The following is a 15,029-nucleotide window of genomic DNA, read 5'->3' as shown; positions in this document are numbered from 1 at the left end:
GGACTGCAGCGACTGCCAGATTCATTCCGCCCTCGGCGCCCTGGCATTGAACATCAGCACCACATTGCCGTGGTAATCCCCGGAGCGGTAACCACCCGCAGGCTCGATCGGGTCGATCTTCAACGCCACACGTTTGCCTCCGGCGGCTTCCTCTTCGGACAGCACTTGACGCGGGATGGGGTGCGAACTCAACTCGACATCATTGAACGCGACCCGCAGATCGATCACTTCACCGGCTCGGCCATTCTCCAGATAGGGGTCGAAGGCCAGGCGCGCTTCAATCGCGCTGCTGTCATGGCGCACATCGAAATTCCTCTGCAGCCCGCTGAGGCTCGCACGCTGGTAATCCCACTCAAGGCGCTGTGGCCGGTGAATCCAGTCCGGTTCGGCTGGAATGATGTAGAACGGCCGGCTGGGAATGGTCAGGGACACTTCGAAGGTGTGCTCTTCGCGCGCGGCCCACGCCCCGGTGCCGGCGAGCGCAGTGGTGGCCAGCAGCGCGGCGGCGGTGCATTGCTTGATCATGTTGGTTACCCGATGCGTCAATGGAAAACAAACCTAGCGACTGGCGATCTTCATGATTTTCCTGTCGCTGCCTTCGATCAGAAAAAAACTGTACTGGCGGCCCTTTTCCTTGTCGAAGGCAAAGGTCTTGCCCGCCAGCACGTGGTGTTTGGTGGTGGCGCCACAGTCGCTTTCCTTGCTCAGCGAACAACTCTTGAACTCATCGACGATCAGCACGGTGTTGCCGTTGTTGCGCAGTTCGTAGCGGCTCTCGGTGTCATTGACGACGGTGGCGAAACGCGCGTCCTTGGGCCGCACGAAGAAGATCGTGCCGAAGCCGGTCATCACGTTGACCCCTGCGGAAAGCGAGTTTTTATAGTCTTCGCGCTCCTCGCTGCTGACCACGAACTCGTCTTCCTGTTCCGGCACCACCGGGACGAAACGCACACGGAAATAACGCTCGCGATCACGCTCGCCCATGTACAGCAACCGCGTGCCCTGCATGCCCTGCGCCGGCACGATCAGCCGTGCCGGGCTGGCCATCACGCCATTGCGCGAGGCGCCGTCGGCAGCGTTTTGCACGGGAACTTCCTGCGGCACGCCATCGGCGCCGTAGATGATCTCCAGCACATTGATCTTGACGAATGCCGTGGCGTCGCCGCTGTTGAACACCCGTTTCAGGTAGGTACTTTTATCGGCATCGAGATAGTCGTAGACAGTGCCGACATTGATTTGCGGACCGGCCTGCGCCGTCAGGCAAAACACGCTGAGCAGGCTCAGCAGAAAACCACGGTTCATCGTCTTCAACTCCTTGAATATTGGGTAAGGCCTTGCTCGGACGGTCATACGTCCGAGTCCCAGATGATGGTGATGTTGCCGCGCAGCCTGTCGGCCTTGCCGGGCTGGAGAAGAAAGTCGATCGCGAACGGGGTCATTTCGAACAACAGCGAGCCGGGCTTGCGATCCACGTATACGCCTGGCAGGAAGGGGCCCGCCCAGACGTTGAAGTTCAGTGGATGTCTGGTGACGTTGTTGCCGCTGGAGTCGGTGATGCCGGCAGGCAGAGTGAGGAAAACTTCGACCTCGGTGGTATCACCCTTCGGACTGCCCAGCTTGCATGCGGGTCCGCCAGTCGAACTGCACAACATCAGCACCTTGAAACGTGACGATGCCGAAAGGTAGAACAGTTGATCGCGAAAAATCCGTGTCGGCTTGCGCCCACTGTCGAGCCAGCGTGCCCATCCGCCTACAGGTTCCAGCGACACCTGGTCGCCGCCCGGTGGCAGATCGACCTTTAGGGTGTGCTGTACGTCCAGCACGAAGTCCAGGGTCAGGCTGGAGTCGTCCGGCTGGAAATCCGCCCCCATACTGAAATCGCCAGCACGCCCGAGGCTGTAAGTCAGTGACCCGGTGTACAGACCCGACGACATACCCAACGGATTGGGCGTGCGCAGTTCATAAGCGAAGTCGAGGGTATCGAAGTACATGGCCCCGATAAACGCCGTCGACTTCTTCGCACAGTAACCCTCGATGGGGGTTTTCCAGAAAAACCGGTAGCTCGCCGGTTCGTAAGCTCCGACACCACTGTACTGACAGGGTGAGGGGGCATACACCCAGCTGCTGCTTTCCCAGAGCTTTTGATGGCCCAGCAGGGGATTGTCTACACCGACTATTTCGTGTGCCGGACGGTTCAGAACATAGTTTGAACCGACACCTGTGATACGAACTTCAACGATTTCCGTTTCCTGCGTGTCCATATTGGTGACCGTCAGTCGCCGCCAATTGGCGGGCACCTTGATACCCACCCCCCAATTGGCGCCGATGTGGCTGGCATTGAAACGAATCGGCAGTTGAATACTGAACGTGCCATTTTCCGCGCATTGATCCGGGTACGTTGCGCAATAACCGCTGTTCGGGGTCTGGTTGACAAACACGTTCTTGCCCGGCTGCGAAGAGTCCGGCTGAAATATCGCGCGGATCTCATGGCTAGCCGCCTGCGCCGTGGACAAGCCCAGCGCCAGCGCCAATGCACAACCACTTGTAAATATCTTCATGGGATCAACCCGCCTTCTGTTCGGTGGAGGTGAGGTCGGCCAAGGTGTCCGGCGTGCAACGCAGATCACCGATCATCAACACGTTGTTTTCACTGCGATGACTACCGGCATCCAGACGGAACTGACACAGCAACTGATTGCCCTGGCGCACTTCCAGAGTCGGCGAGCCGGCGTTCATTTCCATCGAAAAGAACCCGTCGACCTCGGTGACACCACGACTGGCGTGGTTGATCACGTGATGGCCCTTGAGTGGTCGTCCTTGCTCATCGATGAGCCGGCCGAGCACGGTCAGGGTTCTCATCACCCGCACCTTGCGGTACTCCACCCCGCCCTTGTTCAGGTGATAACGGCTGCGCGCCGGCTCGATGGTGGCCGCCGGAACGTTGTTGCCTTCGAAGTCGAAACTCACCGAGCTGTTCTGATAGCCGTGATCGGAATGAAGTTGCGCCCCGGCTTCAACGCCGCACCGCCACCGCTGTAATCGTCTGCGCGCAGGACGATGCCCTCGATGTCCGACTCGACGTCGACGATCATCCCGGCGCCGCGCACCTCGCTCTGGCTGGTCATGAGTATCTGTTGCCCGCCGACCACCAAAGTGCTGTCAATGTTGAGGCCGCCGGTGAAGTTGCCGTTGTAGGAGGAGCGCTGAATGAACCCGTCGCCATTGACCGCGTCGGTGCGGAAGTTGGCGAGGCTGGCGACGCCTACCCCGTAAGTGTCGGTGAGTGCCGTGAGCGACACGTTTTGCAGGACATGATCCTGAAAATCCTTGCGCCAGCCGAGGGAGGCGTTGTTGTCACGCGTGCCATCGCGGGCCGTGCGTGTACCGATACTGCCGGTGATCTGCTGGCCGGGTGCACCGAGCGCCATGTTGATGCTCAGGTCGACCCCGCGATTGCGCGTATCGCCGCTGCTGAAACTGCCCGGCCGATCGAAAACCGACAGGCGCCAACTGGCATCGCTGCCCAGCACCATGGTGCGCTGGGTCCAGCCCAGATCGACGCCCATGCCTTCGACATTGCCCTCGCTGTGCGAGACCCGCGCGTTGACCGAACTCTTGCTGCTGAGGCGATGGTTGAGCGCCAGCGAAGAATTGCTGGTCTGGCCGACAAAGACATTGCGCGGCCGCACCCGAGTGCCGTCCGGCAGGATGTCGTAGGTGTTGGTGGTGTCGAGCCAACTGCGGTTGTGGCTGACCACGATGCTGCCGGCGCCATAGTTGTAGAGGCTTTGCAGGTCAAGACCGGTGCCGTAATCCTCGGTCTTGTAGACGTTGGCGTACATCGTGATGTGATTGGCCAGCGTCCAGTCGATGGACGTGCCGTATTGCAGCTTTTCACGAATCTGCCGCGCTGACAGGCCGAGAATCACCCGTGGATGCAGCAGGTAATTCACCGAAGCGCCCGCCGTCGGACTGCCGCTGGCCTGGGTGTCCCAGTTGCTCAGCAGTTTTTGTTCTTCGCCGGCAAAGACGTTGTAGCGCCAGCGCTCGTCGAGGTTGCGCCAGTTGTTGGGCTTGTACACCAGCTCCTGGGTAGTGGAGGTGATCTGGCCGTCTTCGATCAACCGCACTTCCACCTCATAAATACCGCCGGGCAGTGGTCGGGTGTCGAGTGTCTGCAAACCGGCCGGCACCGACTGGGTATTGATCAGCAGGCCATCGCGCCAGATCTCGACAGAACCCTGGCGGTTGGCGGTGACGTAGATCGGATAAACACTGGGCATCGGGCTGTTGATGGCGAGGCTGTCGGAGCTGCCGTACATCACGCCGACAGCGGTGTCGGGGCTGGTGCCGAACGTGCGCGGCTGGCGCGTCAGCCCTTCGGAATTGGGGGTGAAATAACCCAGGCGGAAAAAACTGCCCTGCAGTTCGCGTTGGGTGTGCAGCTCTTGCACGGCGTGATACAGCTTGTCGTCCGGGCCGCCGAGACGGGCCAATTGCAAATTGAGCGTCTGGCTCCAGTTGCCCAGACTTGCGCTGGCTTCAAGGCCGAAGCGTCCGCCGAGATCCTGGTCCTGACCGCCATTGAGATTGAGCTGGTTACGCACCATCAGGCCATGACTGCCGCCGTCAGGCTGATCGTAATAACGTATGGCCTCGACATCGCGCTCGGCATTTTCGGTGACGATCGAGACCAGCGAGTTTTCCAGGTTGTAGTGCACGGCCAGAAACTGATCCGGGCAGGATCGGCTGCACGCCCCCAGTGGCGCGCCGGGCTTGAGAAAGCTCGCCCACTTTTCGCGCTCGGCAGGACCCAAGCGGTTTTCACTGGTGTCGGTGAATTCGAGCAGGGTGATGCGATCATCGCGGGACAACACCACCATGGCCTCACCCAGCGGTTGTTGATCGACTTCAACCCGTACTGCCAGAGGCACATCAAAGAAATGCTCTTCGAAATCCGCCGGTAAACCCTTGGCCTGTGCCAGCAGACTGCGGGGTGTGGTACCGGTGGAGTTGGACGCCACGGCTGCGCTGGCACAAAACAACAGCGCAAGCGCAGCCGCGATGGGTGTCATCGGGAACATGAACTCGTACTCTGATTTACAAACAAGGAAAGTCCGGCGGGGCAAACACTGCTGCCTGCCCCGTCGGTTAGCGGCACTTGTAAAAGTGCACGCTCAGTGCCCGATCAATGTGATCAGTTGCCCGCAACCGGTGGCACGGCATCGAAGATCATTGCCACGGAACCGGTGTAATCGCCTGGCTGGAAGTTGCTGCCCTTGGCGGAGATTTTCAGCGGGGCGCGATAGTTGACGTCCGACTCCGACTCACCCACGACCAATTGCGGGGTCAGGGTCAGTTCCTTGTTGTTCAGCATGACTTGCAGATCGATCGAAGTATTGCCGGCGACCAACTTCGGCTGGCTCTCCAGGCTGGCGTGAACCGAACCGTTGTTGTTGCGCACATCGAAGAAACCATTGACGTCGCGCATCTTGCCGGTGGTCGGTTGATAGCTCATGTCCTGGTCCTTGTTGACCAGATCCGGATCGGTCGGCACCACATAGAAACCATTGGTCGGCACATGCGCGACAAGGCTGATCGAGTGCGACGCTTCACCAGCGGCGAATGCGCCAGTGGAACCCAGTGCCAGAAGAGCCAGTGGAGCGGCGATTGCGAGTTTCTTGAACATCGTTATGTACCTGTTTTCTTGATAGGGGGATGAACATTGAAAGTTCAAGACAACACTGCCCGAGTCATTGCCCGAGTTGAGCCAGGTCAACTTGAACTTTCAATGCCGGGGCATCATCGGCTGTTGCCTCTGGAAAGTAAGCAGGCAACTTCCGACAACCTCGTAGTTAAACAACCTCATGACCCGCCAGAAAAAAGAACAAAAAAACGATATTCGAAACAGTAACTGTAAGTTATCCCCTACAGACAGTTTAAGTTAAAAAACCATACAGCAACTTCGCCCCGCCAATACGGCAACCCAGTGCAATTTAGAACATATACTCTACATCAAATAGAGCGATGACTTTAACTTTCAAGTTATAGCTGGCGACATCCGCCTGAAAAATCACCGCTTGCATTGGCGGGTTGGCTGCCGCTCGTCAGCCGAGGTCGCGTCTGCGGGAAAAACGTCTTGCACCCGCCATAAGATATATCTTAAGTTGTATCTAAACACGACGAGAGAAGACTGAAATGAGAGACCATCATTCCCCCCACCGCGAGCACGGCGACGGCCGTGACGGCTTCGAGAAGCGCCCCGGACGCGAGCGCGGCGGCCGTGGGCCCCGGGTGTTCGCCCCCGGTGATTTGAAATTGTTGTTGTTGGCGCTGGTCGCCGAACAGCCGTGTCACGGCTACGACCTGATCCGCCAGATCGAAGGCATGTTCGACGGCGCCTACAGTCCCAGCCCCGGCGTGATCTACCCGACCCTGACCTTCCTCGAAGAGAGCGAGCTGATCACTGGCGACGCCGAGGGCGGCAAAAAACGCTACAGCGTCACTGAAGCGGGTCGTTTGTCTTTAAGCGAACAAGCCGTAGCACTCGATGGCGTACGCATGCGCATCGATGTCAGCAAACGTTCACTGCGCGGCCATGATCGGCCACCGGAAATCCACGAAGCCGTACACAACCTGCGCCATGCCCTGCAAATGCACCACGGCCGCTGGAGCGCCGCAGAAATCCTGCGCGTGCGTGACCTGCTCAACGACACCGCCAAAGCCATCGTCGACGGCCCTGCCGTTCAACCTGTTTCGGAGAAAAGCGAATGACTGCAGTCGATACCCAAACCATTCACCGCGTGATGCACGAAATAAAACGTCGCAAGCTGCAAGTGTTGCGGGTGGTTGACCTGACGCCGCGCATGCGCCGCATCACCCTCGGCGGGCCGGAGCTGGCCGGGTTCATCAGCCTCGGCACCGACGATCACGTCAAACTGTTGTTCCCGCAGAACGCCGAGCAGGTTGCGGCGCTGGAGACAATGGTGCTCGGCGCCAGCAAGGATGACGGGCCAAAGCCAGAGATGCGCGACTACACGCCGCGTCGCTATGACCTCGATGCGCTGGAACTGGACATCGACTTCGTCCTGCACGGTGACGGCCCTGCGTCGACCTGGGCGGAACAGGCCACCGTCGGCCAGTTTCTGCACATCGGCGGCCCGCGCGGCTCGATGATCGTGCCGGACATTTTCGACAGCTACTTGCTGATCGGCGACGAAACCGCCCTGCCCGCCATCGCCCGCCGCCTCGAAGGCCTGGCGGCCAATCGCAAGGCGCTGGTGGTGATCGAAGTGGAAAACGGCGCCGAGCAACAAGTGCTGGAAAGTGCAGCGCAGGTCAATGTGATCTGGGTGTTGCGTGAGGGTGGCAAGGACAATCTGCTGACGACGGTGAAGCAATTGCAGGTGCCTAAAGGCAATCTGTATGCGTGGGTGGCAACCGAAACCAAGGTTTCGCGACAGATCCGCCGGGTGCTGATCGATGAGCACGGGCTGGATGAACAACTCATCAAAGCCGTCGGCTACTGGCGCGCCGAAGGTACTCCCGAAGAAGAATGAGATCATTGTGGGAGCGAGCTTGCTCGCGAATGCGGCGGGTCAGTCGACTCAATGCAGACTGACGAACCGAATTCGCGAGCAAGCTCGCTCCCACATAGAATTTAACTTCGTACTGACCGCCAGCGGTCGAGGCCGATCACCACCAATCCAATCAGCACAAACCCCAGCAAAATCCCCCCGGCATTGACCAGCACCTGTGGATAACCCAACACCGCCACATCAATGAACGGGTACGCATACGCGCCGAGCAAATGCCCGCGCAGCAAGGCGTAGATGAAATACGCCAGCGGATAAATCAGCCACACCGGCAGATGCCACCAGCGCAAAGTGCCCTTGGGTACGCACGCCCACCAATAGCCCAGAAACAGCAGCGGCATCACGTCGTGCAGCAGTTCATCGGCGACAAATTGCCAACCTTCGGGATGCCACAAATGCCGCAGCAAAATGCTGTAGGCCAGTCCGACCACAGCAATGCTCACGGCAATCCCACTGCTGACCCACGGCTGCAAAAACCAGCGGCGCGCAGCGGATTCGCGCGCAGTCACGGCACAGGTCAGCACCGTCGCCACCAGCGTATTGGTCAGGATCGTGAAGTAGCTGAAAAAACTCACCAACCCACCCAGGAGGCTGGCGCCGATGCTCAAGCGCGCGAAAAAACTCAGGTAAAGCTGAATGCCCAATCCCGCCCAGCCCAATACGGCTGCGCAGGTGATCAGGCGACGGCGCCAAGCGGCGTCCATGTCAGAGCGGTCGCTTGGTGCGCATCAACTTCACGTACAAACGCTCGACCTTCTCCCGTGCCCACGGGGTTTTGCGCAGGAACGTCAGGCTCGACTTGATGCTCGGATCGCTCTTGAAGCAGCGGATATCGATACGCTCGGCCAGCCCCGACCATTCGTAATGACTCACCAAGGCATTGAGGATCTGTTCGAGGGTCACACCGTGCAGCGGATCGGGGGTTTGTTCGTTCATGCCAGGCCTTTGGGCGAAGTGAAAATGCAGAAGCCGCGCACCTTAGCCGAGGGGGTGATCGGGTGGAAGGCCTACCTTCAAATGTAGGCCAACCTGAAAAGATCGCAGGCATCGAACCGACCGACAATGCGCCCGTTTGCCGCACTGTTACCGAATCCGAAACGCTGCATGTTCACAAAAGGCCTTTGTCTTTTTGTAACAGATCATTATCCTGCCGCCCTTCAGCTGAATCGCTTCACTGCCTGCGACTTATTGAAGCACTCAGCCCGCACCCCGAAAACACCAAAAAAAGACTTATTCATGCCCGATTTTTCCTTCTCCCGAGACAGCGCTATCTCAACCCTGCGCACCCTTGGCGGCTGCACTGCCCTGGGCCTCGCCACTTGCGCCCAAGCGGCGCCCGCGTTCGACAGTGAATCACCGTACATGCTTGGTGACTGGAACGGCACGCGCACCGAACTCTCGGAAAAAGGCTACGACTTCAAACTCGATTACACCGGCGAAATGGGCAGTAACCTGCACGGCGGCTACGATCACGACCGCACTGCGCGTTACAGCGACCAGTTCGGCCTCGGCACCCACCTCGACCTGCAAAAGATCCTCGGCTGGGACGAAGCCGAGTTTCAACTGACCATCACCAAACGCAGCGGCAACAACATCAGCAACGACCGCATCAACGATCCGCGCGTCGGTGGTTTCACCTCGGCCCAGGAAGTCTGGGGCCGTGGCCAGACCACACGCCTGACGCAGATGTGGTACCAGCAGAAATTCTTCGATCAGAAACTCGACATCAAAGTCGGCCGTTTTGGCGAAGGTGAAGACTTCAACAGCTTCCCGTGCGACTTCCAGAACCTCGCGTTCTGCGGCTCGCAGGTCGGCAACTGGGTCGGTGGCATCTGGTACAACTGGCCGGTCAGCCAGTGGGCGCTGCGCGTCAAATATCACCTGACCCCGGAACTGTACGCGCAGGTCGGCGCCTACGAGCAGAACCCGTCGAACCTCGATCGCGGCAACGGCTTCAAACTCAGCGGCAGCGGCACCCAGGGCGCGATCCTGCCGATCGAACTGGTGTGGACGCCGAAACTCAACGGCCTGCCGGGCGAGTACCGCGCCGGTTACTACTACAGCAACGCCAACGCTACGGACGTCTATAAGGACAGCCACGGCCAACCGGCGGCTCTCAGCGGCGAAGCCTACCGCAGTGCGTCGAGCAAACACGGCGTGTGGCTGGGCATCCAGCAGCAGATCACCAGCGTCGCCAGCGATAACAGTCGCGGCCTGAGCGTTTTCGCCAACGGCACGATGCACGACAAGAAAACCAACGCGATCGACAATTACGTGCAGGCCGGCATCACCTACAAAGGCCCGTTCGATGCCCGCGCCAAGGATGACATTGGTTTCGCCCTCGCCCGCGTGCACGTCAACCCGGCCTTCCGCAAAAACGCTGAAGCCAGTAACCGTGCCAACGCCGTGTACGACTACGACGACCCGTCCTTCCTGCCGCCGCAAGACACCGAATACAGCGCCGAGCTGTATTACGGCGTGCATGTCACGAACTGGCTGACCGTACGCCCGAACCTGCAATACATCCGCCACCCCGGTGGCGTGAACAACGTCGACGACGCCCTGATCGGCGGGATCAAGATCCAGTCCTCGTTCTAGAAAACCACCGAGATCCAATGTGGGAGCGAGCCTGCTCGCGAAAGCAATTTCAACTTCACCAAAGAAGTCGTCTGACACACCGCTTTCGCGAGCAGGCTCGCTCCCACAGGAAATTTCGTTAGCTAGACAAGTTTTTATCTGAACCATGCCTGTGCCAAATCGTCATCTAAAGTGACTACAGCGCGGGACTACATAAAACGTCACGGAGAATCACACTATGAGCACCGAAAGTGCTTCGAGTCGGGGCCGTTTGCTACCGAGCCTGCTCGGCATTCTGCTTCTACTGATGGGCCTGGCCATGTTGGCCGGTGGGGTCAAGCTGAGCATGCTCGGCGGCTCGCTGTACTACCTGCTGGCCGGTATCGGCATTGCGCTGAGCGGCATCCTGTTGCTGATGCGCCGTCGCGCAGCACTGGGCCTGTACGCCATCGTCTTGTTCGCCAGCACCGTCTGGGCGCTGTGGGAAGTCGGTCTGGACTGGTGGCAACTGGTGCCACGTCTGGCCCTGTGGTTTGTCCTCGGCTTCGTGATGTTGCTGCCGTGGTTCCGTCGTCCGCTGCTGCTTAACGGCCCTGCGCCATTGGGTACTGGCGGTCTGACCGTCGCTGTGGTGCTGGCCGGCGTTACCGCTCTGGCCAGCCTGTTCACCCATCCGGGCGAAACTTTCGGCGAGCTGGGCCGCGACACCGCGGACACCACCAGCACCGCGCCAGCCATGCCTGATGGTGACTGGCAGGCCTATGGCCGCACCGAGTTCGGTGACCGTTACTCGCCGCTGAAGCAGATCACCCCGGCCAACGTCGGCAAGCTGCAAGAAGCCTGGCGCATCCAGACCGGCGACCTGCCGACCGCGGATGACCCGGTCGAGCTGACCAACGAAAACACCCCGCTGAAAGCCAACGGCATGATCTACGCCTGCACCGCGCACAGCAAAGTGTTGGCCCTGGACCCGGACACCGGCAAAGAACTTTGGCGCTTCGACCCGCAGATCAAGAGCCCGGTCGGCTTCAAAGGCTTCGCTCACATGACTTGCCGTGGCGTGTCGTACTACGACGAAGCCGCTTACGCCAAAACTGAAAACGCTGCCTCGGCGGTGATTTCCGAAGCAGGCAAAGCCGTTGCTCAGGCTTGCCCGCGTCGTCTGTACCTGCCAACCGCTGATGCTCGCCTGATCGCACTGAACGCCGACACCGGCAAAATCTGCGAAGGCTTCGGCAACAAAGGCGTAGTTGACCTGACCCAAGGCATCGGCCCGTTCACCGCCGGTGGTTACTACTCCACCTCGCCAGCGGCGATTACCCGTGATCTGGTGATCATGGGCGGTCACGTGACCGACAACGAATCGACCAACGAGCCATCGGGCGTGATTCGCGCTTTCGACGTGCGCGACGGTCACCTCGTGTGGAACTGGGACAGCGACAAGCCAGACGCCACCGAGCCTTTGGCACCGGGCGAAACCTACAGCCGCAACTCGGCGAACATGTGGTCGCTGGCCAGCGTCGACGAAAAACTCGGCATGGTTTACCTGCCACTGGGCAACCAGACCCCAGACCAGTGGGGCGCTGACCGCACCCCGGGCGCCGAGAAATTCAGCGCCGGCGTTGTAGCCCTCGACCTGGCCACCGGTAAAGTGCGCTGGAACTACCAGTTCACTCACCACGACCTGTGGGACATGGACGTTGGCAGCCAGCCAACCCTGCTCGACATGAAAACCGCCGACGGCGTGAAACCGGCGCTGATCGCCCCGACCAAACAGGGCAGCCTGTACGTCCTCGACCGTCGTGACGGCACGCCGATCATTCCGATCAAGGAAATCCCGGTACCGCAGGGCGCCGTGAAAGGCGACCACACCGCACCGACCCAGGCCCGTTCGGACCTCAACCTGCTGGCCCCGGAACTCACCGAAAAAGCCATGTGGGGCGCGAGCCCGTTCGACCAGATGCTGTGCCGCATCCAGTTCAAAGAACTGCGTTACGAAGGCCAGTACACCCCGCCGTCGGAACAGGGCAGCCTGATCTACCCGGGTAACGTCGGCGTGTTCAACTGGGGCGGCGTCTCGGTCGACCCGGTTCGCCAAATGCTGTTCACCAGCCCGAACTACATGGCCTTCGTGTCGAAAATGGTGCCACGCGAGCAAGTCGCCGCCGGCAGCAAACGCGAAAGCGAAACCGCTGGCGTGCAACCGAACACCGGCGCGCCATACGCGGTGATCATGCACCCGTTCATGTCGCCATTCGGCGTACCGTGCCAGGCCCCGGCCTGGGGTTACGTTGCCGGTATCGACCTGACCACCAGCAAAGTCGTGTGGAAACGCAAAAACGGCACCAGCCGCGACAGCTCGCCAATCCCGATCGGCTTCACCTTGGGCGTGCCGAGCATGGGCGGCTCGATGGTCACGGCTGGCGGCGTCGGCTTCCTCAGCGGCACCCTCGACCAATACCTGCGCGCGTACGACGTGAACAGCGGTAAAGAGCTGTGGAAATCGCGTCTGCCGGCAGGTGGCCAAGCGACTCCGATGACCTACACCGGCAAGGACGGCAAGCAATACGTCCTGTTGGTGGTTGGTGGTCACGGTTCGCTGGGCACCAAAATGGGTGACTACGTGATTGCGTACAAACTGCCGGAATAAGAGTTAGCGGCGGTAAAAATGAAGGCGATGTCTCGTGAGGGACATCGCCTTTTTTTGTGCACACCCATTTTGAATCCACCGGAGAACCCTGTGGGAGCGGGCTTGCTCGCGAAGGCGTCAGCACATTCAACATCTACGGTGCCTGACACACCGCTTTCGCGAGCAAGCTCGCTCCCACAGGTTGAAAAGTGTTGATCTGTGGGAAATGTGCTTGTCCTACAGACGCTGGTAATTGCTCGGAGTTTTCCGACAAGTCGCGTCGGTTGTGCCTCGGAAATCGGCTGGATAGGCTCTGGGGGTCGCTGCAAATTCAGCGAACGGGCGTCGCGGCCCGAGCAGTTCATTCGATTTGATGCATAATCGCCGGCCCAAACTTGAGCGCTCAGGTGCTTGCTGTTTGGCTTGATGGTGGCTGTGCGCGGGATACCTTCGGGTATGCCGAGATTGCCGAATGGCTCGGTCCGCGAACCCGCGTACAGCTGCGATTGTCCGCCCCGTCCCGCGCACGACCTCCTCGCCCAAAAGCGGGAGAGGCATTTGATGTCATTCGTTACGCAGGTCAAAGCTCCCCAGAATGTCTCTACTGCCGACCACCGGATCTTTAACAACTGCATGGAAAGACATCTTGAAGTGCTGAGCCTGCGCATCAAAATCGATAATGAACGTACCGTCCTTGGCTACAGCCTTTTCAATGTCATGGCCTGATCGGGCTATATATGACATCTGTTCAACCGTTGATTGCTGGTTTGATGGATCGTGTTTCACATGAAAGTACAGAGTTCTGAAGACCGAGGTATCCGGCCCCTCCTCTAACCCGGAGCAGTGATAATACTCGCCGTCGAAAAAGACACTGACCCGGTTAGGGACAAAGTCAGGGCGTCCCTGAATCTTCGCCGTAAATGTGCCGGTAGTACTGGAATTTACAACCTTCCTGATCGCCATATTCAGTTCCATTAAATTTCGAAGTTGAAGGACAATCATGTCGGGAAATCGACCGATACATAACTGTCAGACTTGACAGGTATTCAGATCAAATAGAGTTAAAGACGCGAAACGTTATAGCCGGCTGCCGATGGCTGCTCCTGCAGAAGACGTGAGTCCACCTGAGAGAAACGGGTTGGCAGTCAGGCCGTCATTACTGGCAAACCCGCAATGACCAGGTCAGCCAAAAGGCCGAGTGTCAGCTCGCCTCACTCTTTGGTTTGGGCAACAAAATGGGTGACTACGTGATTGCGTACAAACTGCCGGAATAAGAGTTAGCGGCGGTAAAAATGAAGGCGATGTCTCGTGAGGGACATCGCCTTTTTTTGTGCACACCCATTTTGAATCCACCGGAGAACCCTGTGGGAGCGAGCTTGCTCGCGAAGGCGTCAGCACATTCAACATCTACGGTGCCTGACACACCGCTTTCGCGAGCAAGCTCGCTCCCACAGGTTGAAAAGTGTTTATCTGTGGGAAATGTGTTCGTCCTACAGACGTTGAAAATTGCACGGAGTTTTCCGACAAGTCGCGTCGGTTGTGCCTCGGAAATTGGCTGGATAGGCTCTGGGGGTCGCTGCAAATTCAGCGATGGGGCGTCGCGGCCCGAGCAGTTCATTCGATTTGATGCATAATCGCCGGCCCAAACCGGAGCGCTCAGGTGCTTGTTGTTTGGCTTGATGGTGGCTGTGCGCGGGATACCTTCGGGTATGCCGAGATTGCCGAATGGCTCGGTCCGCGAACCCGCGTACAGCTGCCACCCTCCGTCGCGTCGCGGTGATTGAGAGTGATAGCCCCATTTATCATTCGGAGTTTCACTATGAAAAAGCCAACACCCAATCCACCGGAAACCGAAGACACTACCCCCTACGAATTCCCCGGCTCGAAGAAATTCCACGAAGCCGCCGAACGCGCCCTCGACCACTACCTCAAACCCAACGCGTTAACCCTGCGCTTCCACAAACCCAGCACCATGTTCCAGGTCGCCCCCGAGCAGGACAGCGAAAGCCTGCTGGTCCACGCCTGCGAATCACTGGCCCAGGCCAGCCTCATGACCAGCGACATCGCCGCCTACATCGACCTGCCACAAAGGCGCACGATTCTGGCGATCCAGCAAATCATCATGCTCGCCGAACTGGCCGTAAATCGCGTGCTGGATAACCACGAAATATCCCAAACACCAACACACAGCTGAAAACCCCCTCACCCTAACCCTCTCCCGGAGGGAG

General features: G+C 59.1%; 12 protein-coding genes and 1 pseudogene. 5 read left to right on the top strand and 8 right to left on the bottom strand.

Annotation, left to right across the window (positions count from 1 at the left end):
* Positions 1-21: 21 nt before the first annotated feature.
* The 5 genes and pseudogenes from F8N44_RS26080 to F8N44_RS26060 form a co-directional block, all read right to left on the bottom strand.
* Entirely contained in the window at positions 22-525 is a 504-nt protein-coding gene (locus F8N44_RS26080; RefSeq protein ID WP_191630952.1) for a CS1 type fimbrial major subunit, read from the bottom strand.
* Positions 526-558: 33 nt separating this feature from the next.
* The gene (locus F8N44_RS26075; protein ID WP_150652324.1) at positions 559-1,302 is read right to left on the bottom strand and encodes a molecular chaperone; all 744 of its coding nucleotides are present in this window, start codon (positions 1,300-1,302) and stop codon (positions 559-561) included.
* Between the two features lie 44 nt (positions 1,303-1,346).
* A complete protein-coding gene (locus tag F8N44_RS26070; RefSeq protein WP_150652323.1) occupies positions 1,347-2,558 on the bottom strand; it encodes a hypothetical protein in 1,212 nt (403 codons plus the stop codon).
* Between the two features lie 4 nt (positions 2,559-2,562).
* Positions 2,563-5,084, bottom strand: a pseudogene (locus F8N44_RS26065) (TcfC E-set like domain-containing protein).
* 113 nt (positions 5,085-5,197) lie between these two features.
* Positions 5,198-5,689 carry a CS1 type fimbrial major subunit gene (locus F8N44_RS26060; RefSeq protein ID WP_150652322.1) on the bottom strand — a complete coding sequence of 164 codons (492 nt, stop codon included), beginning with the start codon at positions 5,687-5,689 and terminating at the stop codon, positions 5,198-5,200.
* 509 nt (positions 5,690-6,198) lie between these two features.
* On the opposite strand from F8N44_RS26060, the gene F8N44_RS26055 reads away from it, so the two are divergent.
* Together F8N44_RS26055 and F8N44_RS26050 are read left to right on the top strand one after the other, a co-directional pair.
* Positions 6,199-6,774: a PadR family transcriptional regulator gene (locus F8N44_RS26055; protein ID WP_127929635.1), complete on the top strand. Its 576-nt coding sequence runs from the start codon at positions 6,199-6,201 to the stop codon at positions 6,772-6,774.
* Positions 6,771-7,559 (top strand): siderophore-interacting protein, encoded by a 789-nt coding sequence (locus F8N44_RS26050; protein WP_150652321.1) that lies wholly within the window; start codon positions 6,771-6,773, stop codon positions 7,557-7,559. The genes F8N44_RS26055 and F8N44_RS26050 overlap by 4 nt, the downstream gene beginning before the upstream one ends.
* Before the next feature lie 101 nt (positions 7,560-7,660).
* On the opposite strand, the gene F8N44_RS26045 is transcribed toward F8N44_RS26050, so the two are convergent.
* A complete protein-coding gene (locus F8N44_RS26045) occupies positions 7,661-8,299 on the bottom strand; it encodes a Pr6Pr family membrane protein (RefSeq protein ID WP_150652320.1) in 639 nt (212 codons plus the stop codon).
* 1 nt (position 8,300) lies between these two features.
* Positions 8,301-8,531 (bottom strand): VF530 family DNA-binding protein, encoded by a 231-nt coding sequence (locus tag F8N44_RS26040; protein WP_007916799.1) that lies wholly within the window; start codon positions 8,529-8,531, stop codon positions 8,301-8,303.
* A 300-nt stretch (positions 8,532-8,831) separates the two neighbouring features.
* Here F8N44_RS26040 and F8N44_RS26035 point away from each other — a divergent pair, with 300 nt between their 5' ends.
* On the top strand, positions 8,832-10,193 hold the full coding sequence (locus tag F8N44_RS26035) for a carbohydrate porin (RefSeq protein WP_150652319.1): 1,362 nt from the start codon (positions 8,832-8,834) through the stop codon (positions 10,191-10,193).
* Positions 10,194-10,410: 217 nt separating this feature from the next.
* Entirely contained in the window at positions 10,411-12,822 is a 2,412-nt protein-coding gene (locus F8N44_RS26030; protein WP_137219351.1) for a glucose/quinate/shikimate family membrane-bound PQQ-dependent dehydrogenase, read from the top strand.
* 543 nt (positions 12,823-13,365) lie between these two features.
* Here the strand turns inward: F8N44_RS26030 and F8N44_RS26025 are convergent.
* The gene (locus tag F8N44_RS26025) at positions 13,366-13,764 is read right to left on the bottom strand and encodes a hypothetical protein (protein WP_150652318.1); all 399 of its coding nucleotides are present in this window, start codon (positions 13,762-13,764) and stop codon (positions 13,366-13,368) included.
* Between the two features lie 856 nt (positions 13,765-14,620).
* Between F8N44_RS26025 and F8N44_RS26015 the strand changes: the two genes are divergently transcribed.
* Positions 14,621-14,995, top strand: coding sequence for a DUF6124 family protein (locus tag F8N44_RS26015; protein WP_150652316.1), 375 nt, complete (start codon positions 14,621-14,623; stop codon positions 14,993-14,995).
* Positions 14,996-15,029 lie beyond the last annotated feature (34 nt).

The sequence above is a fragment of the Pseudomonas fluorescens genome (assembly GCF_902497745.1).
GTDB lineage: Bacteria > Pseudomonadota > Gammaproteobacteria > Pseudomonadales > Pseudomonadaceae > Aquipseudomonas > Aquipseudomonas fluorescens_BM.
The sequence above is the reverse complement of the archived record's forward strand: the minus strand, read 5'-3'. Positions and strand labels throughout refer to the sequence as shown.

What these genes read in the sequence shown, in the direction of transcription:
- F8N44_RS26055 (WP_127929635.1), top strand. Translation starts at nt 6,199, where the DNA reads ATGAGAGACCATCATTCCCCCCACCGCGAGCACGGCGACGGCCGTGAC.
- F8N44_RS26035 (WP_150652319.1), top strand. Translation starts at nt 8,832, where the DNA reads ATGCCCGATTTTTCCTTCTCCCGAGACAGCGCTATCTCAACCCTGCGC.
- F8N44_RS26025 (WP_150652318.1), bottom strand. Translation starts at nt 13,764, where the DNA reads ATGGCGATCAGGAAGGTTGTAAATTCCAGTACTACCGGCACATTTACG.
- F8N44_RS26050 (WP_150652321.1), top strand. Translation starts at nt 6,771, where the DNA reads ATGACTGCAGTCGATACCCAAACCATTCACCGCGTGATGCACGAAATA.
- F8N44_RS26030 (WP_137219351.1), top strand. Translation starts at nt 10,411, where the DNA reads ATGAGCACCGAAAGTGCTTCGAGTCGGGGCCGTTTGCTACCGAGCCTG.
- F8N44_RS26015 (WP_150652316.1), top strand. Translation starts at nt 14,621, where the DNA reads ATGAAAAAGCCAACACCCAATCCACCGGAAACCGAAGACACTACCCCC.
- F8N44_RS26040 (WP_007916799.1), bottom strand. Translation starts at nt 8,531, where the DNA reads ATGAACGAACAAACCCCCGATCCGCTGCACGGTGTGACCCTCGAACAG.
- F8N44_RS26080 (WP_191630952.1), bottom strand. Translation starts at nt 525, where the DNA reads ATGATCAAGCAATGCACCGCCGCCGCGCTGCTGGCCACCACTGCGCTC.
- F8N44_RS26060 (WP_150652322.1), bottom strand. Translation starts at nt 5,689, where the DNA reads ATGTTCAAGAAACTCGCAATCGCCGCTCCACTGGCTCTTCTGGCACTG.
- F8N44_RS26045 (WP_150652320.1), bottom strand. Translation starts at nt 8,299, where the DNA reads ATGGACGCCGCTTGGCGCCGTCGCCTGATCACCTGCGCAGCCGTATTG.
- F8N44_RS26075 (WP_150652324.1), bottom strand. Translation starts at nt 1,302, where the DNA reads ATGAACCGTGGTTTTCTGCTGAGCCTGCTCAGCGTGTTTTGCCTGACG.
- F8N44_RS26070 (WP_150652323.1), bottom strand. Translation starts at nt 2,558, where the DNA reads ATGAAGATATTTACAAGTGGTTGTGCATTGGCGCTGGCGCTGGGCTTG.